The organism is Vibrio sp. QJM3NY_27 (assembly GCF_057785955.1).
The window spans coordinates 1,088,170-1,109,153 of sequence record NZ_CM173511.1 but is presented as its reverse complement, the minus strand read 5'-3'; the positions used below and the strand labels follow the sequence as shown (position 1 = coordinate 1,109,153).

Below are 20,984 nucleotides of genomic sequence, written 5' to 3'. Positions count from 1 at the left end.
GGTCTTTACACTATCGCTTAATTTTAAACTTAAGTGCAACCGTGTATCGGCTTTGGGAGCAGATGCGTGTTGGTAGTGTTCCCATGTGTTCGAGTTCACCGCTGAAGATCACGAATCTCCCTGGTTTGGGGGAAATGGCATATTTCGACTCACCATCTTCATAGAATATCGTTTCCCCTCCCCATTCTTTAGTCCATGATGTCATGGGATAGTATAGCGCGGTTACTGCTTTCTCTCCTAACTCACAGTCTCTATGTGGATACTCCATATCACCATAGTGACATAGGTTCACGTAGGCCCTTTGAAGGTACAAGTTCTCATGAAAATAAGAGTGCACTAACTCAGTAGCTATAATGCCAACTTTATCGGAGGAACTAAATTCTTCTGGTTCGAAATCAAAACTAAATATCGGGTATTCATCTTGGTCAGAGTCTCGTTCTTGTCGAAAGAAGCCCTGTTTGGATATAGCAGTATAAAAGTCATCTATGGACATCTCATCCATTAATCCATCAACCACAAATACTGTGGAGTCTTCAACAAATAGTTCCCTTACTTTCATGCAAATACCTTTGGTTCTCGTTCTTCAATTAATGAGGAAGTAAGCTCATCAAAGTTTGCTTTGATGAACTTACCGAAGCTAGACAGATTCTCCGGCCTAATGAAGTTTTGTGTAATACTTATGGAAGCCTCAAGGTTTTCGACACTGTGCCACCAGTTCGCTGGTGTGTATATGAGATCGCAAGGATTTTGTATACACGTAATTGGAGTATCTTTATCTGATAGAGGGTTAAATTCCGGGCTATAGAAGTCCCATGATTTTCTTCCAGAAAGAGAGACATTCCATGCGCATGTTTCTGCCACATCTTGGTGAAGTGTTGTGTGACTCCCTTTCAGTCCTATAAATGCCCAGCTTAGTAGCAATGAGCCTTCCAACGCGATGTGTTCATTGAGAGAAAATTCATCGAGAAAGCACCTAAATTGTTCAGGTACAGCAAATGTGTCAGCGAGTTCAGGTAAATCGAGTAGGAACTGCCAGTTCTGTATGTACGTATTACTACCGGATCTATTTCGTTCAAAAAACTCTCTGATAGTGGCCGAGAAAACGGTTTTATCTACCATATCAGTTTGAGGCACGACCACATTTTTAAACGCGCTTTCAAGGCTTTCGAAGGTAAGAATTTCTCTTATTAACCAATCTGCCCCATAAGACCTGACAATAAAGGGGCTGTTCAAATCAACGTTGGCAGGATCAAAATCTGATACATTATACTCAATCATGTTCATCTAGCGCCTTTAACAATTCAGCTTTGACTTCTGCGTAAATACTCACGAGCTCCTCTTCCGTGATTCTTTTAAGCTCTTCATGTACGCTTGATTCCGTGATACCGCTTATTTCTAATAGCGCACTCCTAAAGCCTCTACCAAAGTTCAAGTAGTAGTGGTCGAAATGATTTATAGCGGATGTACAGTAATCACTAAGTTTAAATCTTAAGGGACAGAACTCTTGCGTTCTGACGTAGCTCAAAAAAATATCCAAACCCTGAGATTGAATAACTATTCGATCTGTAAAAAAATCATACCATGCATCAAAGTTATAACCCTTCCCGCTTAACCGGATATCATGCTGATGATTAAGAGCTAGAATTCGCAATAATAAGTTCAACTTGTATTTGTCAAACTCTTCGCACAATGCGCCATAATTAGCCCCGGTTTCGTCGTTTACTATAGGATAACCGTCAATGTCAGGCGTGCGCCGAATACGCATATCGCCTAAAGCCAGATGGTGCGTGTTAACAAGGTCAATTACGTTTACTGTACGCTCCACATCAGATGTATTGGGGCTCTTTAATCCCAAGAACAAATTTGTGTTTTGGCATAGAAGTACAACCCCACCACACCAAAAATTAGGTTCGTAAACATAATTCATTAACTCTCTTACATCTTCTTGAACTTTGAGGTGCACGTTGAAAGCTAATTCATTAGAAATCACTCCGGCTTGATCGAACCTAGAAGGCATCCACAGAGTTGTCTCTTTATGCGCGGATAGCTTTGGTAACGATGTAGACACTGTAGATATTGATTCATCGCAATCAAGATTCTCGATGTTTTCAAACAGTGCTTCAGCGATATCGCTGTGAGTTAGACCTGGTTTAAAAGTGTGGGAACATCCCGTGTACCCTATTTGATAAGAATCTAGAAAACTACTGATATGCTCCCATACTGTGTACTTAGGTGATGAAGAAAGCTTCCTCAGCGTGTCGATCTGGAAATAAGAACCAGAGCAACTAACTGTTTTTTGTAACATGTACTCTAGATCAGACATTTGAAGAAAGTGCATTCGCATTGACATCAAGTGTCTTTCAATTTTGGTCACCAAGGTTTGTACCAGTCTATAGGTATCGTTCTCGAAATAACTGTTAACTATCAAAGTTAGTTTTCCTGCGGTTTCACTAACAACTTCAAACTCGTAATTGGGGACTGCGTCAAGTAGTGCGTTCATTACCACACCTTCTAAAATCACAGATGTAATTTCATCAAGGGGCTGGTACACGATGTTATAAGCGCAAAAGTGAAGTGCTTTTTCACCAGTCCACGATTTCAGATGTGCTGCAGCGTAATACTTGGAATAATCGAAATCCATCGCCTTTGGTCTAACTTTTTGAGGCTCAAAGTCCTCAATCGAGAAATTTCCAAAAGTTAGGAATCTATGTGGAGAACTACCAAATGCCGATTCAAAACTGCGCCCGATGTCAGAGATTGACGTTCTTGCTAATGCTACCAAGTCCCCACTTGGCTCGGTTATGTGTCCATTAAACAACTTATCTATAAAGATACTTCTAGGTCTTTGCTTGGGATTTGAAAGAGTATCAGCAAGTTCGTTGAATATTACTCCGTGCACGTCCAAGTTTTGACCTAGCCCCATGACTTCGGCATGAATAAACTCTTGATCGATCCTTATAGTTTCAGTGTTTTCTAACAAGTTTCGGTATGCATTCTCCGCACTTTCAATGCTGTCAGAAGCAAAGCTGAATGAAGTGCACTTAGGGCCAGTTATTGCGTTAAAATATGTACATTTGTTTTCTTTCGGCACATCAAGGTACGTCCTTGAACTTTTGGTTTTAGAATGTCCCAAAAATAGATGCTCATGAATGTGCGGTAATCCACTTAACCCAACAGCATTTCGGTATTCAAAAATGAATCCATGACTCCTACCGTCATTTTCTAGATGAAACTTTTCCATCAGAATTGAATTCTTCTTAAAGCTTGGTCTTCATTAATCTCACCAGCTAGGAACTGGATAATCAAGTCAGATATATAGCCTGAGGTAATAGAGTTCGAAGGACCATAAGATGCTGAAAATACGCTACCTATTTCGCCTAAGGTATCTAACAATTGTTGCGTGTCTGCTAGTTGTTCCAATTTGCTGTCTTCTGAGATTAGTAGTGGACCACAGTTACCGTGATTTAGCCCGACACCTCCAAAGACAATAGGAGTATCACTGTGTAAGCTTTCCGTTAACAGATATCGGGCGATAGCGAGTGGCGGAGAATCAGCAGCACAAACGATTAGGTCAACTTCTGGCACATCACATTCATTCTCAAACGGAAAGTCAGATTCGATCTGCATAGTTTTCTGAGAGATAGTTGTCGATGGGTTGAAATCCTTCAACTGAAGAGCGAGTTGTTGAACTTTAGGCTGACCAACCATATGCTCTCGATATAGGTATTGTCTGTTTAGGTTATGTAGAGCTACAGTGTCGAAGTCAACCAAAACTAACTCACCCACACCCGCTGCAGCGAGATGAAGCGACACTTCTGCACCGACTCCACCACAGCCCACTAGGAGAATTTTTGCTTTCTGAATGTTATCGAAAGCATCATCATTGAACTTCGAGTCTATATAGTCACTCAGTTTTTGATACCTTGTTTGCTCAAATCGAGCAGCTTTATGTGGGACCAGAAAGTTTAGCTCGCATAACTCTATCGCTTGCTCTTGAGATATTATATTGCTACTCACGGGTTGCCTTGTACCAACAAGGTTCAGCAACTCTCGACGTGCATCGTCAAAAGAAACTGTTACGTCATCCAAAGTGATTGATGTTACCCCATCAGAATGTGAATAGAGCGATCCTAGATTAAACATGAGCATAAGCGGCTGACTTCCTCTCGATGTAAATAACTGCAAGTACAAATAGTATGGCGATCAACAGGTATGCGAAGGCTGTATACAATGTGGTATCGACTGAATACATGGTGAACATCCAACCAAAAACCAGATAGTTACAGGTAGTGATCAGGCTTGTGAGCATGGACTTAGAGGATAGTAATGTTGCCCTTTTTTCTTCAGGCAGGAATGTCTGAAAATAGTCCTCTAAAGGAAGGCAAATGATTTCAGGAACCATTATGAGCATTAAAAAGAGAGAGACCGAAAGGAGCCCCGCGCTTTCAATAAAACAAACATAGATAATGCTGGTTAGCAGTAAGCTACTAATTACGACTGGACGGAATCCAAATCTATTAGTCAGGAAGTTACTTGATAGATAAACACCCGCGGTTAGGAATTGTAGAATAGAATATGTAAGCGCAATATACTCCGTAGATATTCCCTTGGTTGGAAGAACAAACTGACCATACATAAAGATCATTGTCATCGATGCTTCTACTGTGACGAGTCCTATCATCAGCAGCAATATGTTTAGCGTTAACCCTCCATTTGAAAAGACCTTAAGAATGGAAGGTGTTTCTTGTTGCTCACTTTCTTCAGTGGTACCACCCGATTCATAGTTGAATGCCGCAATAGAAATAAAGGAGGCTGAAACGCAGATAATTGTAGCAATGTAGACCCATTCGAAATTTATTTTTTGAAGCCATCCACCAAGTCCGATAGCTACACCCAAAACCATTGATGATATTGCAGAAATTCTACTACGATGCTTTAAATATTTATCTTCCTGACCATTTGCTTTCAAAAAACTAAACAGCAGCGCTTCTCCAGCACCAGAGTTAAATGATAGCGCTAGTGCTTCCAAGATGAACACTAGGGCGAAGAAGTAGAATTGGTTAGAGAAAAGCATTCCCACCGCTGATAAAACCAGTAATATGGAAGACACCATTAGAGACTTTTTCCGCCCATATCGGTCAGCAAAATATCCAGATGGAACCTCAACTACCACCATAGTCCAAAACAAAAGTGATTGTAAAATTCCAACTTGCGTCATGTCTAAGCCATTATCTAATAGATAGATAATGAATATACCCCTATAAAATAGCGCGCTTGACAACGCGTTATAGATATATATTAAAGGGAGTTTAATCATATTTGAGGCCTCTTAAATCAAATGCTCTTAATTCTGTAAATAAGCTCGTCACAGCCGTCTTCAACGACTTCCTGTATAACACTTTTGCTGTTAACCACTCTCCCTGTACTAGGGATTCATATACCGTTCTATCTAGCTCACTATCAGTCCACTCAAAGGTTTCCAGTTGGTCACTCAGATAACTCAGATAAGAGTCCCACATGATTTCTCGGGTACCTTCGTCAAAGTAAGTAATGTATTCAAACTCAAATGGCACCCCTTGTACTACAGGTGACGGATAGACAAATGCGCCACAGACTTGATCTCTGGAAGCCATATACTCAATTTGCTTTAACTTTGCCCTAGACCCAAATACTTCACATACAGATTTCGCAAACAAATGATTTGGATAGTATGGATTGTATGAAACAACGCATTCTCCAGAATAGCTAGCGGTGCTTGTTCGTGCTGACAAGTTCAGTGCTTGAATAACGGAGCGCTTTGAGTGAGGAATTCCAAAGGTATGAGCAGCCATTCGAAGGGGAGTCTGTACTGTTAGACTGTTACCAGAGCGAGTATCAAGGTCAAACTGATAAGGACATGTGAGGTCTATTTCACCATTTTTGAACATAGCTAGAGCTCTATCTGCACTTGGTTCGATTACCAGTTTTATAGTAAATGGCTCAATCGAAGACCAACAAATGTGACTTAGGTTTGGCACCAGAACCATACCGGAGATGTTAAATGGGCCAAGCCCTTTAGCGTAGATTGCAAACTTAGCGGAGCTTAATAGATTAGAAAATGGAACCATTTCAACAGGAATAAACATGCTGATGCTGTCAGATTTTGGTTTCTCAAATTCGATGAAAAACGTGTCCAATACAGCTCTATTTAGCTCTAGAATCTGATAGACATCTTCAATGGTAAGGATCGGTTTAACTGACTCTTTAATGGAGAGTTCATGTTTGGATTCTGATGATTTCAAATCAACTACTGAGTAGAGACTAGTACCTGCAAGCTTGATCACCTCAAGCGTGAATTTGTCTTGTCTATTTCTAAGGGTTGGATCGAAATAGTCTGTTTGAAGGTTGATATTTTTCATAAGTAATAGTGAGGGATGTTCCCTCACTACCTGCTTCATTAAGTACGGTTTGTTAACGCAGTACGGTTTGTTAACGCAGTACGGTTTGTTAATGCAGTACGGTTTGTTAACGCAGTGCGGTTTGTTAAAGCAGGCTGACCAGAAGATTGTTCAGGAGACTCTTTTTTCTTCTCGGCAAGGCGAGCTTCTATTTTTTTCAACACTTCATTTTTCTTATCAATCATGAGAAATTCCTTTTATTTAATTAAAGTTTGAATTTTGCCAATAAGACGCATTCCCATTCAGAATATCAATTGTTTTTCTTGAATATATGGATTATTGTTAACTTTCTGATTTGGCTAACAAATTTAATAAAAAATTAACAGATATGCACACAATTGTATATTTTTTCACTCAAGACTGATATGGTCGCTTGCCGTTAATTCTAAATTGTTGAAAATACGATAAAATATTTTTTTTTGGGGGGGGGGAAAGATAGAGGCTGCTCTTCAGTTATCGGAAAAAATTAAGAGCTGACTGATAATAATTAATGATAGTAGGCACATGGATTAGAGCATTTACTCTGTCACGTTTATGTCCAAATCCAATTCAGTCCCAAAACAAAAAAGGGATTGGTATCTCTACCAATCCCTTCCAAAATTCTCTTTCTACTTACAAGCTCTCAATTGCCTTCTGCACCGCAGGGCCAATCTGGCGCTTGCGAGAAGTGACGCCTTCCAGAGTTAACATATCGCCTGTTGGTTCAGCGTTGAAAGCCGACTTGATGACTTGATAATCGCTTTCGTCCACCCACAGTAAATTAGCTTCTTTGTTCTTAGTGTCTGTGATTGAGAAGAACAGATGATCTAAGCCGTTCTCTTCTTTATAAGACTTCATCGCTGCCAAAAGCTCATCTTTACGGTCAATCAGTTGTTGAGCGGTTAGTGTTTCAGCAACGCCGATGCCCACTTGTTTGCCACCGTACTTAAAGTTCTTGTAGTCCAGTGTCAGGATGGTTTCAGATGAAAGGTGGCTAAGGTCTGATTTAGCAATCAACATCTGTTGACCGAAGTCTTCGATGTCTGAAATGCCTGCAACCTTTGCCAGTTTCTCTGCGTATTCACGATCGTGTTCAGTGGTGGTTGATGATTGGAACACCACGGTATCAGAAAGAATCGCGCCTAAGCCGACACAAGCAAGGTGCTTAGGTAAAGTCACATCAAGCTTTTCAGCGTTGTCAGCCAGAATAGTTGCAGCCGATCCCCAGCCTCGAATATCCATCTCAACAATTTGTGGCGTATTAATCGGTGAGCCACCAATCGCATGGTGATCGACCACAGCAACAATAGATGCTTGGTCGATGGTTGGCGCTAGTTGAGTCACTTGGTTGAAGTCCACCAGCCCTACTCTATATGGAGAGTAATCTGTCTCTACTCGTGGCGATTCTGCATTACAGTAGTTCAAGATAAACGTCGATTCAGGGTTGATAGGCTCAGGCACTGTCGCCGTACCACCATAAATATGAGCCGCGAGCATCGCAGAAATTACCGTGTCGCTGTCTGGGCTAAGGTGCCCCGTCCATACGAGATCTTCACTGTTTTCATTGGCAGATTGCTGCAAGCTGAAAGCAAAACTTGCTGAACTGAAAGACATAATTACGGCAGCAACGACAGGTGTTAGCTTCACGGGTATTTCCTTTTCTGGATTCGTTTTAGAACCCAATAAGCTAGCTATTAAAAATTTCAAAACCATGTCAGCGATGTTTCAGATTTACTTCAGTAAGTAACGAAATGTAATTTGGATCTCGTTAGGTTTGCCCAAAAAACAAAAAAGGATCGGTATCTCTACCAATCCTTTGAGTTTCACAAACCAGTACAGGTTTAGAGACAATTAGTGTTTGTACCTAAAGGTATTGCTGTCATCAATAATCTCGATTTTGACAGGCACGGTTCCTTGCTTAACATTGCCGATTCTTGCAAACGCCTTGTGCGAAAGATCGATAACGCGGCCTTTTACATAAGGGCCTCGATCGTTAATTTTCACATCGACAGACTTATTATTGTTTGTATTGGTCACTCTCACGATAGTGCCGAATGGCAAGGTTTTATGAGCCGCAGTATTCGCATTCATATTATACGTCTCACCACTTGCTGTGAGCCTTCCATGGAATTTATCGCCATACCAAGAAGCTTTACCAGCAAGAGCATGTGACTTGGCATATTCCTTTGTTTTAGAACTGCCGACAGCCGACGTTGAGGTACATCCGGCTAGTATCATAAGAATAAGAGCGGTAAAGATAATATGTGATTTTTTCATGTGATTTGGGTGAGCTAATCTCTGCATGTTTCTCTGTTTTCGTTGTTGTTGGGTCAGCCGTATGTTTCTGAGTATAGTCGCTACTCAGTCAAGGCTGCCATTCGGTATGATTTACCAATGTTTTCATGAACGATGATTTCTTCCGTCATATTCCTGAAAGGTTTTATCTTCAAAACGTCAACTTTAACATGCCTTAAATCTGTATCTTTCTTAATCACTTCATATGGATAAGTCACTCAGCCAAGTATCCAAATACAAAAAAGGATTGGTATCTCTACCAATCCTTTTTCATTTGAATAATTAGAATGGCGCTCAGTTTAGTCGGAGTCAAAATTGTCATCAAATACCATACGCTTAAGAAGAGGCCTCAATTCATCAATCAAAATATTGAGTTGAGTCTGATAATATTCATGAGCTTCTTTCCAATTACCACGGTCTTTTAAGTTGATCTTCATCTTGGGTAAGACGATTTTTCGCTCTGCATCTATCCAAACCGCCTCTCCCATTAATGACTCTTGAAAAAAACTCTTGGCTAATTGTATATCTTGATAAAGCTTCTCTCCTTGAGGGCTTTTAGCGAAACGGACAAATACACCAACCTCTCGATTATCAAACTTATATACTGTAATCCAACTAACTGAAGTCGAAGGCGGTAACTGAAAGTAGAGATGGCTTTGGGTTGACGTAGTAGGAAGAGGTTGAGTCTTATCATTTAGTTTGATGTTATCGAGAAATACACGCCAGAATGTTGCATTAAGTTCAGAACGATCTTTGGCTTTCTGCATTGATGGAGAGTCTTGAGCAGGGGCATCCTCGATAAGTTCTACTACATGGTCACTTGAGTGATTTTCTATGGAGATAACATGCCTTTGAATTATATTCGTTTTATGTAAAACCTCCGGTTGCACAAGAAAATGCTTGTCATTCATATGAAATACACGCATTTCAACCATCGCAAATACAAATTCCATTGATGCGTTTTGGTTTAAAAATTTCTTGATATCAAATGCTTCTTCTCGGATTCCATCACCGACAATTAGTAAAAGAAAACGCCCTCGTTTTAAATTACGTTGTACAGCATCAACGAAATTGGCTTCGGATATCTGAGAGTCGATTTCACAAGCGAAATCATAGAGGGAACGGCCGTTTGTGCTTTTTTTAATACTCTCATCGAGCATCATATAATCCATAGACACAAGATCTTTCGCATAATCCAGAATCTGCCCCATAACTTCTCGCCTTGATTCTGGATTCCGATATAACTTTACTTCAGTTATAACTAATCGTCCGGTACTAGTAACATGTAGACAGTCAATCCTGCCGGAACGTGTAGGTAACTCCATGCATACTGGGAAAGCACCTATGTAATCAGGTTCAACCTCATAAAGAGGTAGTAATCGCTCATTATTGAATATCAATTCTTGGAGCCACCTTTCATTGTAATAGCTATTATCCAGGATATTGACTCGCTGGAGAACAGAGGTGCTATTATCAGGAGCAACAACAATCGGGGAGTAGCCAGTATTCATATCCTTCCCTCAAGTTTGATACCTAAACTAAGCTAAGTCGAATATATGAAAATGTCTTAAATATTTAAATGGAGCCCTATTTATAATCATTTAGTACAAGTTGCATTTCATATTGTTTTAAAGCGACCCTATTACTCATTTTACAAGCAAAAGCTAATGACTCATCGACTTGACCACAGACAATCACTCCTTTACAGATCCGGTCAGGAAATCTTTCTTCTAGTAACCCTAGATACATCGCGACTTGACCAAACACTTTAAAATCAGCTATTCCTGCTTTTAATTCTAGAGCTAAAAATGTCTTGTCTAATTGATGCTCTAAAAGAATATCTATTCTTTTTCCATTAATGGCAAACTCCACACCTTCTAAAGTATCACCACCATATATTTGATATTCTGGGAAAAGAGAATCGATTTGAAGAACCATTGATGATTGTAAATCACGCTCATAAGATAAATTGAAATACTTATCGTCCGAAGTATCGCTATTCTCACAATCAGATGATGTCGAGTTATCCTCTTCCTCAATATCTTTAGGTAAAGATGAGTTTACTGCCCGCTCCATTCTATATCTGTAATAAGTGGCCACAGCATTTCTAATCGTCCCATTTCCTTTCCCACCGAACTCGCTAAACTTCCCGTGCATGGAATAATCTTCTTTAATGTTCCATAAAAGCTCAGTATCTAGAATTCTATATAAATCAATATTCTGCTGAGTATGTGTCGAATAATGATTTGATACTTTCTCGATAGCCTGAGCATATTGGTAAGAAGTATTTGGCTTTTTACGCTCTTGTTTGACCATCCACCGCTCAAATTCTCTTCTCATTAGACACTCCCCCCTTAACCCAATGACGTTAAGGAAGTTTAGTTCGATATTGATATTTTGGTTAGTTGCCATTGCTCTTCTACTTTCTAAGCCATTTCCTTAATCTAGAAACAAAAACTCTTAACCAGTTGAAAGTGTCAAAAATAACTTCCCAGCCATACAATACAAAAGCAACCATTTGAACGAACCCTGCCCTCAAAATGCTTCTCCCTAATATTAACCAAACACAAAAAAGAATTGGTATCTCTACCAATCCTCATTTAGGGATGTTTCGTTTTTCTGCCTATGGTAGATAGATAACGCTATTACTCATAATCAGTCACGTACGCTTCTTCGCAGCTGTATAAGTTACGCTTTACTGGTTTGTACCGAACTTGCCACAGGCTTGGTTTTGTTTTCTGGAACCAGAGACATCAACCCAGTAATCACCAGAGCAGCAACACCCGACATCGTTACTGGTGAGCCAAATATGCTTTGTACTAGCTTAGGTGCTTCTTTCAATAAATCCGGTACCAGCATGACCCCAGGCCCTAAACCTAGTGAGATAGCAATCGTCATGATTCTGCGGCGATCCAGCTTCTCACTAGCGATAATCTTGATGCCCGCTGCGGCAACCGTACCGAACATCACCAATGTCGCCCCGCCTAATACTGGCTTTGGAATCGTCATTAATACCGCGCCTAAGATAGGAAATAGCCCTAATAGAAAAAGAATTGCCGCGATGAAGTAGCCAATGTAGCGGCTCGCGATTCCGGTAAAATGAATCACACCATTGTTCTGGCTGAAAGTCGTATTCGGAAAAGTGTTGAATACCGCGGCGATAAGCGAGTTCACACCGTCACCTAGCACGCCCGCCTTGAGTCGATTGATGTATTTTGGCCCCTTAACTGGTTGGCCTGAAAACATGCTGTTAGCGGTAAGGTCACCGGTTGTTTCGATAACGGTAATCAAGTAGATAAACGCAATAGGTAGGAAGGCTTGCCAATCAAAAGCGAAACCATATTTAAACGGAACAGGAATACTCAATAGCGGTTGAGAGGCAAAAGAAACCATTGGCGCTTTGCCCATCAGAATAGCAACGCCCCACCCGACAACCAGACCGACCAAAATCGACGACAGCCTTACCATGGTGTTGTTGCTTAGGTTAAGTGCCACTATGGTTCCGAGAACAATCGCACCCAGCATCAGGTTACTTCCAGAGCCAAAATCTTCTGCGCCAACACCACCAGCGATATCAGTGACGCCAACTTTAATCAAAGAAACACCAATCGTCGTGATAACGATGCCGGTAACAACAGGTGTGATAACGACTTTGAGTTTTTCGATAAAGCGCGATAGGACGATTTCAACAAATGCACCGAAGAAACAGACACCGAAAATCGTGGCGAGCATTTCATCCGGCCCGCCTCCATTCGCTTTCACAAGAAAACCCGCGCCTAGTACGGAACCTAAGAACGCAAAGCTGGTTCCTTGGACACAGATCATCCCTGCACCAACTGGCCCTATTTTTCTAGCTTGGATGAAGGTACCAACCCCAGACACCATCAGTGCCATGCTGATCAAATAAGGGATGTGTTCACCCAATCCTAAGACACCGCCAATAATGAGCGTGGGTGTGATAATGCCGACAAAGCTGGCTAATACATGCTGCAGCGCCGCGTAACTGGCTGCTTTGACTGATGGTCGATCGTCTAATCCGTAGATCAATTCACTGTTCTGTTCCATGTGACTTCCTTTATGTATTTTTTATTGTATACAATTTACATAAAGGCAATAGAGCAACATATATGCCAATGGTTTAACATTATACTTATCAATCAGTTAAGCTTTCGCTCAAGCCAATGCTGCACTATAGAGCAACACTGTCGGTTTGTTTTAGTGCAACCGAGAACATACAAAGCACTCACTTGCTCTGGCTTATCTGTAACTTCTAACCCTATACCGCAGACACAAAAAAAGGATTGGTATCTCTACCAATCCTCTTTAGGGGGTGTTTCAATTTTTCTACCTATAGAAGGCAGTAACGCTATTACTCGTAATCAGTCGCGTACGTATCTTCGTATGTGTGCGAGTAAAATTCGAATAGGTTGCCAAACGGGTCTTCTAGGTAAACCATTTGTGCTTGTTTTAGTTCATCTTCTGGGTGGTAACGCATGATGTCCATACGAACCTTTCCGCCATACTCTTCAACGCGCTTAATAGCTGAATGAAACTGCTCTTTTGGAAGCTGTAGACAGAAGTGGAAGATGCCTAAGCGAGAGAAATCAACTTCGTGACGCTCTTGGCGATCTTTCATTTCGAACAGCTCAACACCAATACCATCAGACGTTACTAGGTGAGCAATGTTGAAGCCTTTGAAGCCTTCACCAAATACCGCGATACACATGCGGCCGATTGCTGATTCGCGCTCTTCCATCACTTTGGTGTTGTTCATTACGATTCTTAGACCTAAAGCTTTCGTGTAAAACTCAACTGCTTTGTCCATATCGCCAACCATTAGGCCTACGTGGTTCATTTTCATAACTTGCTCCAAATTCGTTTTTAATTCTGTGCGTTTCGAAGACTGGCTTCGATGTTTCGTTTCGATGAAGAGAGTATAGGGAGAGACCGTGATTAACTGAAATTATCATAAATTATATTAATGATAATATTTCGTTATTTACCAATTAGCATGAAACCTCCTCTCACTTAAAGAAGCCATGCCTACATAGATATTTACGTGAATAGATGTTTGCGCGAATAGAGATAAGCCTAAATAGATAACAACCTAAAGAGCATAGCTACCCAAATAGAGCCCTGCCCACTTTGATAGTTTTTGTTGATAAGTTCTGTTGATAATTCTTGTTGATAGCTTTTATCGATAGCCTTGTTCTTTCAAAGATAGGATTTGCCTATTGAATCTATAGAAATGTCCGATTTCACTAATTTCCGGTGCGAATGCAATATATCTCCATCGACGCGGGATAGCGTTAAACACTACAAATTAGAAAGAGAGTCGAATCATGATCAACACAGAAATCAAACCATTCAACGCAACAGCATTCAAAAGCGGCGAGTTCGTAGAAATCACTGAGCAAGACGTTAAAGGCAAGTGGGCTGTATTCTTCTTCTACCCAGCAGACTTCACGTTTGTATGTCCAACTGAGCTGGTTGACCTACAAGACAAATACGCAGAGCTTCAATCTCGCGGCGTAGAAGTTTTCTCAGTATCAACTGACACGCACTTCTCTCACAAAGCATGGCACGATACTTCTGACAAAATCGGCACTATCGAATACTTCATGGTAGGCGACCAAACAGGCAACATCACAAACAACTTCAACGTTATGCGTGAAGGTCAAGGCCTTGCAGACCGTGCAACTTTCCTAATCGACCCAGAAGGCGTTATCCAAGCAATGGAAATCACGGCTGAAGGTATTGGCCGTGACGCTGAAGACCTACTACGCAAGGTTAAAGCAGCACAATACGTAGCCGCTCACCCAGGTGAAGTTTGCCCAGCTAAATGGAAAGAAGGCGAAGAGACTCTAGCGCCATCTCTAGACCTAGTAGGCAAGATTTAATCAAAGCCTAGTTCAAACAAGAACTGCTAAGAAAGAACAAGTAAAACAGAACAGTTAAACGGTTCTACAGGCGCGCTTCGGCCTCCCTCCTAAAGGGCAGTTGCGCGCCACCCTTTCAAGCCATCAACACCACAATATTTGCCGACTTGCGCCCCCTTTTTATTTTCCTTTTTCAGCAAGAAGGTATTGGTCAATACCAAGACACCGAATTTAAGAGCAGGCACGATTATGTTAGATCAAGCAATGAAGCAGCAGCTAAAAGCATACCTAGAAAACCTAAAAACCAATGTTCAGTTAGTGCTGAGCCTTGATAGCAGTGATACCGCGAACAAACTTCAAGATCTGGCGAATGATATCGCCTCTCTCACCGATAAAATTGAAGTAATTCGTGATGATAGCGCAAGCACTCGCCGCCCTATCATGCAGGTCGTTAACCAAGAAAAAGGCACTGCGATCGGTTTCGCAGGTTTACCAATGGGTCACGAGTTCACGTCACTGGTACTCGCACTGCTTCATAGCGGTGGTCACCCTATCAAGCTTGAAGCTGACGTAATCGAGCAAATTAAAGAACTCGATCAAGAACTTAATGTTGAGATTTTCATTTCGCTATCGTGCCAAAACTGTCCAGAAGTGGTTCAAGCATTCAACATGATGTCGGCGATTAACCCGCTTATTAAGACAACCATGATTGATGGCGCAGCGTTCCAAGAAGAAGTGAAGTCTCGCGATATCATGGCGGTACCAAGCGTATTCATTAACGGTGAGCTATTTGGTCAAGGCCGCATGTCACTGGCTGAAATCCTCAACAAAGTCGATTCAGGCGCAGCAGAAAAGAAAGCAGCCAACCTAAACGAACAAGCACCGTTTGATGTATTGATTGTAGGCGGCGGCCCTGCGGGTTCTTCGGCGGCAATTTATGCGGCACGTAAAGGCATTCGCACAGGTGTGGTTGCTGATCGATTCGGTGGTCAAGTGATGGATACCATGGCGATTGAGAACTTTATCTCAGTGAAAGAGACGACCGGTCCTAAGCTAGTAGCTAGCCTTGAAGAGCACGTAAAAGAGTACGGTGTTGAGATAATGACTGAGCAGCGCGCTGCGAACATCATTGCGGCCGAAGACACAGAAGACGGCTACATCCACGTTGAGCTAGAGAGCGGTGCAACATTACGATCTCGCACAGTCATCACCAGTACGGGTGCTCGCTGGCGTGAAATGAACGTTCCGGGTGAGCAAGATTACCGTAATAAAGGCGTCGCTTACTGCCCACACTGTGACGGTCCTTTATTCAAAGGCAAGAAAACAGCAGTTATTGGTGGCGGTAACTCAGGTATCGAAGCGGCGATCGATTTAGCGGGTATCGTTGAACACGTAACCGTACTTGAATTTGCAGACACACTGCGTGCCGACCAAGTGCTTATCGACAAAGCGAACGCAACACCAAACATCGAAATCATCAAGATGGCTCAAACCACACAAGTGATTGGTGATGGCAACCGTGTTACCGGTCTGGAATACAAAGACCGCAACACCGATGAACTTAAACAGATCGAACTAGCGGGTATCTTTGTTCAAATAGGCCTGATGCCAAACAGCGAATGGTTGAAGGGTTCAAAAGTTGAGCTGTCACCACGCGGTGAAATTGAAATTAACGCTCATGGCGCTACATCAATGAAAGGTGTGTTTGCGGCGGGTGATGTAACGACCGTACCTTACAAACAGATCATCATTGCGATGGGTGAAGGTGCGAAAGCAAGCTTAGGTGCATTTGACCACCTAATCCGTAACTCAGCTCCAGTTAAAGAGGCTGAAACCGCTTAATCTTAAAACTTAAAACTTAAAAGCTTCTAGGCATAAAAGCTTTTAACTCAAGTTCCTTAAATATTTGTTAACTTAATTCTTTACTGTTAACGACTTAGTCGACATTTAGACACCACTCCTATGGATTTAGGAGTGGTTTTTTTCTTTCTGATCTATGCCGGTTGATAAAGCATGAAAGCAACAACAAGCGCAAGACTTCCACCCAAGCAACGGTTCACAAACATCATCTGTTTTGGTGATTGAAGTAATTTTTTAAGCATCGTTCCACAGTACGCCCACACCAACATGCACGGTACACCGGTAATAACCATACCCGCGATAATGGTCACCACTTGAATCAAGTAATCGGCATTCGGGGTGATGAACTGTGAAAACACAGTTAATGAAGCAATCCAACCTTTAGGGTTCAACACCTGCACCAACACGCCTGACATAAAGCCCGAGCGATTGTCGGTGGTGCTTTCTTCGATTTGCATGTTAGCAATCGACCACGCCATGAACAGCAAATAAGCTGCGCCCGCGTATTTCAAAATGTTGTACAGCTCTGGGTAAAGGGTAAATAAGCTCACCAAACCGACACTGGAACCCGCCAGTACGATGATGATGCCAACAGCGTTTCCAGAGATAAAAGGTAAAGTCGCAGCAAACCCATAACGACTTGAAATCCCAAGTAATGCGATATTGCCTGCCCCAGGGGTAATTGCAATTGATGTTGAAAATAGCAAGAACGCCAGCATTAATTGAGAGCTCATTTCCTCTCACTCCTAATAAGTAAAGTATATATAGGGAGAGAGTTTACAGATTCGACTAGGAATTAAATTGCTATATAGGCTAATATTAATCCAAATTTGAGCAAGACTTTTCTAAAATAGCCATGAAACAGAAAGAATCCACCAAAGAAGTGTTAGATGACACAGATATCGCCATCTTAGAACATATCCAACAAGACGGACGCATGAGCAACAGTAAGCTCGCAGAGAAAGTGAACCTCAGCGAAACCCCATGTTGGCGCCGTTGGAAACGCATGGAAGAGACGGGTTACATCGATGGTTACGCAGCGAAGCTAAACCGCAAAAAGCTTGGTTTTCATGTAGCTGGCTTTACTCTTGTGACCTTAGGTAACCATGAAGTAGAAAACACAGAACCGTTTGAAGAGTTTGTCGAAGTAACCGATTGGATTCCTATGTGTCACTGCATTGCAGGCGGCGCCGACTATATGATTCAAGTGCTAGCGAAAGATTTGGAAGAGTACTTTGAGCGTATTAGCTCGATCAGGCGAGTAAAAGGCGTGAGTGCGATTCAGTCCAATATCTCGGTTAAAGAGTTGAAAAACAGCTATAAGCTCCCTCTTGGAGAATAATCTTGCTCCCAGTTGATAAGCAGTCGTCTTGCAACAAAAAATGATACTTAAAAGCCCAGCCACCTTAGAGTCTTAAAATCTAACGATGCTGGGCTTTGATATTGAGCCTAATTAATCTGTTTGATGGCTATTCACATGGCGCTGCAAGGTAAATTAGGGCAAGGCCACCGAGTGAGGTTTCGCGATATTTCTTGTTCATGTCCTTACCCGTTTGATACATAGTCGCGATCACTTTATCTAATGAAATCAGACTTTTGCTATTACGTTTAAGAGCCATTCGTGAAGCATTAATCGCTTTCATCGAACCCATCGCATTTCGTTCAATACATGGTACTTGTACTAAGCCACCAATTGGGTCGCATGTCATACCCAATGAATGTTCCATCGCAATTTCGGCCGCAATGCAGATCTGCTCATTGCTGCCACCACGTAACGCTGTTAAACCCGCTGCCGCCATAGAAGACGACACGCCCACTTCACCTTGGCACCCTACTTCCGCACCAGAAATAGAAGCATTGGTTTTGTATAAAATACCAATCGCACCCGATACTGCCAAAAAGTCTTTCAGTTGCTTAGTGTCGAGTTCTTTAATGAAGCGATGGTAATACATCAACACCGCAGGGATAACGCCCGCTGCACCATTAGTGGGTGATGTCACCACTTGACCGCCGGCTGCATTTTCTTCACTCACCGCAAAAGCAAACAAGTTAATCCAGTCCATGATTTCCATTGGGTCGTTTTCAACGGCCGCATTTGCTTCAAGCTTCTTCAACAAGTTTGGCGCACGACGTGTCACGTTCAAACCGCCATCAAGAATGCCTTCCGTTTCAAAGCCGCGTTCCATACAACGAGTCATCACTCGCCAGATTTGATCGGCCTTTTCTGAAATAACATCAGCGCCTTGGAAAGCCGCTTCATTTTTCAGAATCATGCCACCCAAGCTCATACCGCTGTCTTCTGCTTTTCTCAGCATTTCATCGGCATTCTTAAAAGGATAAGTGACTTCAACCGATTGGGTTTTAGCGCCATTTTTTAGTTCATCAGCGGTCGCAATAAAACCACCACCTATGGAGTAATAGGTTTCATCAACAATCACATTTCCACTTTGGTCGAACGCGGTAATCATCATGCCATTTTCATGTAAAGGCAGATTATCTTCGTGAAATAGCATGTCTGTTTGGTAATTAAAGCCAATGGTGTGATGGCCACTCAGCTGCATTTCACCACTGTCGATAGCAAGGCGCATCGCTTCATTCGCGCTAGTGATTTTAATCGTATCAGGCTTATTGCCAAGCAAACCCAAGATGGTTGCTCTGTCGGTATGGTGCCCTATTCCGGTTAACGATAACGAACCATAAAGATCGACCTGAACACGAACCACTTCCGTGATTTTATCCGCGACTAATTGAGTGAAATGGAAACCCGCAATCATTGGGCCGTTAGTGTGTGAGCTTGATGGCCCAACACCAATTTTATAGATATCAAAAATGGACAGCATACATTTACCTGTTAAAAATTAGCCAGTTGAGAAGATTTACTCATTAAGAAAGAGCGGCATAAAGCCAATCAGGAATAACAGTACAAGCCGCAATCGTGACGACAGCGAACACTAGCAAGCCGTAATGACTCGCCGTAGGTTTTGCAAACAAGTGTTTTTGCTTGGCGATAAATTCGTTTTGTTGTTCAGTTACTTGCCCATAGAAATGGCTAACGACAACACCTAGCACTAAGAAAACCACAGTGCCGATTAAGGCGAACCAAGGCCAAGATATGCCATAGTATTTTGCAATGAACACCACAACCACACTGCCAATACTGCCCGCAATTACGCCGCTCTCGTTAGCTCGTTTAAAGAACAAACCCAAGATGAAAGAGCCAAGACGAATACCGACAAAAATGGAAGTCAGGCTAGCGATAGTCTTGAGCACTGATTCATTTGAAACGGCCAATAAAGCGGGCACAACAACCGAAGCCGCCGCGACAAGGCTCATTTTTCTTGCCACCGATTCATAGTGTGCATCAGAGGCTTTTTTACGGAAAAATCGCTTGTAGAAATCGAACGTTGCGACCGTTGCCATTGAGTTATAGGTTGAATCCAAGGTCGACATTGCCGCTGCCGACAGAGCTGAAATCACCAGTCCAACAATGATTGGGTTGGTATGATTGAATACAAAATCGAGAATCACTTCATTGCTGTTTTCAAAGCTTTGGTCTTGATAAAAGACACTCAGAAGAACGCCCATTACAGAGAAAAACAGGTAGATAAAGAAGGCGCCGTAACCACATAGCAGCATCGATTTCTGTGCCGTCTCAACGTTTTTTGTTGCCAATGTTCTTTGAATAATCAATTGGTTAGTGCCATACACACTCAGATGCAAAAAACTCACGGCAACCACACCCGCCCACAATGTAGTATCAACTCCCAAGTCGAAATCGAGGTTGATGATATTCAGATGTTCAGGAGACAACACCTCGCCCGCATCAATCTTCAACAGCAATAGGGCAAAGATCGCAATGCTGCCAATGATCAGCACCGCCGACTGCAGCATGTCTGTCCATATGACGGTCGAAATACCGCCCGCATAAGTATACAAAGCCGTAAATAAGCTGATGTAGATGATCGCCTCGGAGATACTCACCGGCAGCACTTGCACCAAGATCAGTGCAACTGCATACAAAATTACCCCAGCCGAAATACACTGAACCACAATAAACACGATTGAGTTGATCGTGCGAGCAACAACGCCAAAGCGGTGCTCTAGGTATTCATAAATCGAAGTCAGGCCGAGTTTGTAAAACACCGGGACAAAGAAAACCACAGCGAAAAAGATCACTATTGGGTAATTCAAATGGACGCTCATTGCTTCCATGCCTGAGCTATAAACCCAGCCCGGCATGCCCACGAACGTCATCGCACTGATGTAGGTTGCAAGAATCGACACACCTGCCGTAAACCAACCAAATTGTTTTCCGCCCGTTGAGAAATCGCCACCAACGCTATAACGCTTGTTCACTAAGTAACTGATAAATAATGTAGTTAGCACATATAAAGCAATAACCACAAAACTTGAGTACGTAACCATTTTTAGATTCCGTTTATTATATTTCGCAATTCATTCGCCGCCAATAGTACTCAAAAATCGATATTTTCCCTCAAAAACCCACAGTAAGTGTGAGTATTGTCACTAAGAT

General features: G+C 42.1%; 19 protein-coding genes. 3 read left to right on the top strand and 16 right to left on the bottom strand.

The window, feature by feature from the left end:
* Positions 1–10 precede the first annotated feature (10 nt).
* From AC3CIA_RS05060 to AC3CIA_RS05000, 13 genes are all read right to left on the bottom strand, one after another.
* Positions 11–559 carry a 2OG-Fe(II) oxygenase gene (locus AC3CIA_RS05060; protein WP_488518636.1) on the bottom strand — a complete coding sequence of 183 codons (549 nt, stop codon included), beginning with the start codon at positions 557–559 and terminating at the stop codon, positions 11–13.
* Positions 556–1,284 carry a hypothetical protein gene (locus AC3CIA_RS05055; protein WP_488518635.1) on the bottom strand — a complete coding sequence of 243 codons (729 nt, stop codon included), beginning with the start codon at positions 1,282–1,284 and terminating at the stop codon, positions 556–558. Before AC3CIA_RS05055 ends, AC3CIA_RS05060 begins: the two co-directional genes overlap by 4 nt.
* Entirely contained in the window at positions 1,271–3,241 is a 1,971-nt protein-coding gene (locus tag AC3CIA_RS05050) for a hypothetical protein (protein WP_488518634.1), read from the bottom strand. Before AC3CIA_RS05050 ends, AC3CIA_RS05055 begins: the two co-directional genes overlap by 14 nt.
* Positions 3,241–4,149, bottom strand: coding sequence for a ThiF family adenylyltransferase (locus AC3CIA_RS05045; protein ID WP_488518633.1), 909 nt, complete (start codon positions 4,147–4,149; stop codon positions 3,241–3,243). Before AC3CIA_RS05045 ends, AC3CIA_RS05050 begins: the two co-directional genes overlap by 1 nt.
* Positions 4,136–5,317 (bottom strand): MFS transporter, encoded by a 1,182-nt coding sequence (locus tag AC3CIA_RS05040; RefSeq protein WP_372221150.1) that lies wholly within the window; start codon positions 5,315–5,317, stop codon positions 4,136–4,138. Before AC3CIA_RS05040 ends, AC3CIA_RS05045 begins: the two co-directional genes overlap by 14 nt.
* Entirely contained in the window at positions 5,310–6,398 is a 1,089-nt protein-coding gene (locus AC3CIA_RS05035) for a hypothetical protein (protein WP_488518632.1), read from the bottom strand. The genes AC3CIA_RS05040 and AC3CIA_RS05035 overlap by 8 nt, the downstream gene beginning before the upstream one ends.
* Before the next feature lie 38 nt (positions 6,399–6,436).
* The gene (locus AC3CIA_RS05030; protein ID WP_488518631.1) at positions 6,437–6,622 is read right to left on the bottom strand and encodes a hypothetical protein; all 186 of its coding nucleotides are present in this window, start codon (positions 6,620–6,622) and stop codon (positions 6,437–6,439) included.
* Between the two features lie 427 nt (positions 6,623–7,049).
* Entirely contained in the window at positions 7,050–8,063 is a 1,014-nt protein-coding gene (locus AC3CIA_RS05025) for a manganese-dependent inorganic pyrophosphatase (protein WP_488518630.1), read from the bottom strand.
* Positions 8,064–8,267: 204 nt separating this feature from the next.
* Positions 8,268–8,720, bottom strand: a complete 453-nt coding sequence (locus AC3CIA_RS05020) for a septal ring lytic transglycosylase RlpA family protein (RefSeq protein ID WP_171309382.1) — start codon at positions 8,718–8,720, stop codon at positions 8,268–8,270.
* A gap of 290 nt (positions 8,721–9,010) precedes the next feature.
* The gene (locus tag AC3CIA_RS05015; protein ID WP_488518629.1) at positions 9,011–10,222 is read right to left on the bottom strand and encodes a hypothetical protein; all 1,212 of its coding nucleotides are present in this window, start codon (positions 10,220–10,222) and stop codon (positions 9,011–9,013) included.
* Positions 10,223–10,298: 76 nt separating this feature from the next.
* Positions 10,299–11,051, bottom strand: coding sequence for a hypothetical protein (locus AC3CIA_RS05010; protein ID WP_372244273.1), 753 nt, complete (start codon positions 11,049–11,051; stop codon positions 10,299–10,301).
* Between the two features lie 348 nt (positions 11,052–11,399).
* Positions 11,400–12,776 carry a uracil-xanthine permease family protein gene (locus AC3CIA_RS05005; protein ID WP_488518628.1) on the bottom strand — a complete coding sequence of 459 codons (1,377 nt, stop codon included), beginning with the start codon at positions 12,774–12,776 and terminating at the stop codon, positions 11,400–11,402.
* A 304-nt stretch (positions 12,777–13,080) separates the two neighbouring features.
* Complete coding sequence (locus AC3CIA_RS05000; protein ID WP_054546732.1) at positions 13,081–13,572, bottom strand: VOC family protein; 492 nt, start codon at positions 13,570–13,572, stop codon at positions 13,081–13,083.
* 481 nt (positions 13,573–14,053) lie between these two features.
* Here AC3CIA_RS05000 and ahpC point away from each other — a divergent pair, with 481 nt between their 5' ends.
* The gene (gene ahpC, locus AC3CIA_RS04995) at positions 14,054–14,611 is read left to right on the top strand and encodes an alkyl hydroperoxide reductase subunit C (RefSeq protein WP_017073520.1); all 558 of its coding nucleotides are present in this window, start codon (positions 14,054–14,056) and stop codon (positions 14,609–14,611) included.
* Positions 14,612–14,839: 228 nt separating this feature from the next.
* Entirely contained in the window at positions 14,840–16,432 is a 1,593-nt protein-coding gene (gene ahpF / locus AC3CIA_RS04990) for an alkyl hydroperoxide reductase subunit F (RefSeq protein WP_488518627.1), read from the top strand.
* 152 nt (positions 16,433–16,584) lie between these two features.
* On the opposite strand, the gene AC3CIA_RS04985 is transcribed toward ahpF, so the two are convergent.
* Positions 16,585–17,184, bottom strand: a complete 600-nt coding sequence (locus tag AC3CIA_RS04985) for a LysE family translocator (RefSeq protein ID WP_017056995.1) — start codon at positions 17,182–17,184, stop codon at positions 16,585–16,587.
* Between the two features lie 122 nt (positions 17,185–17,306).
* On the opposite strand from AC3CIA_RS04985, the gene AC3CIA_RS04980 reads away from it, so the two are divergent.
* A complete protein-coding gene (locus tag AC3CIA_RS04980; protein WP_017110015.1) occupies positions 17,307–17,792 on the top strand; it encodes an Lrp/AsnC family transcriptional regulator in 486 nt (161 codons plus the stop codon).
* A gap of 127 nt (positions 17,793–17,919) precedes the next feature.
* Here AC3CIA_RS04980 and AC3CIA_RS04975 read toward each other — a convergent pair whose 3' ends face one another.
* Entirely contained in the window at positions 17,920–19,290 is a 1,371-nt protein-coding gene (locus AC3CIA_RS04975; protein WP_488518626.1) for an L-serine ammonia-lyase, read from the bottom strand.
* Positions 19,291–19,333: 43 nt separating this feature from the next.
* The gene (locus tag AC3CIA_RS04970; RefSeq protein ID WP_488518625.1) at positions 19,334–20,875 is read right to left on the bottom strand and encodes a sodium:solute symporter family transporter; all 1,542 of its coding nucleotides are present in this window, start codon (positions 20,873–20,875) and stop codon (positions 19,334–19,336) included.
* Between the last annotated feature and the right edge of the window lie 109 nt (positions 20,876–20,984).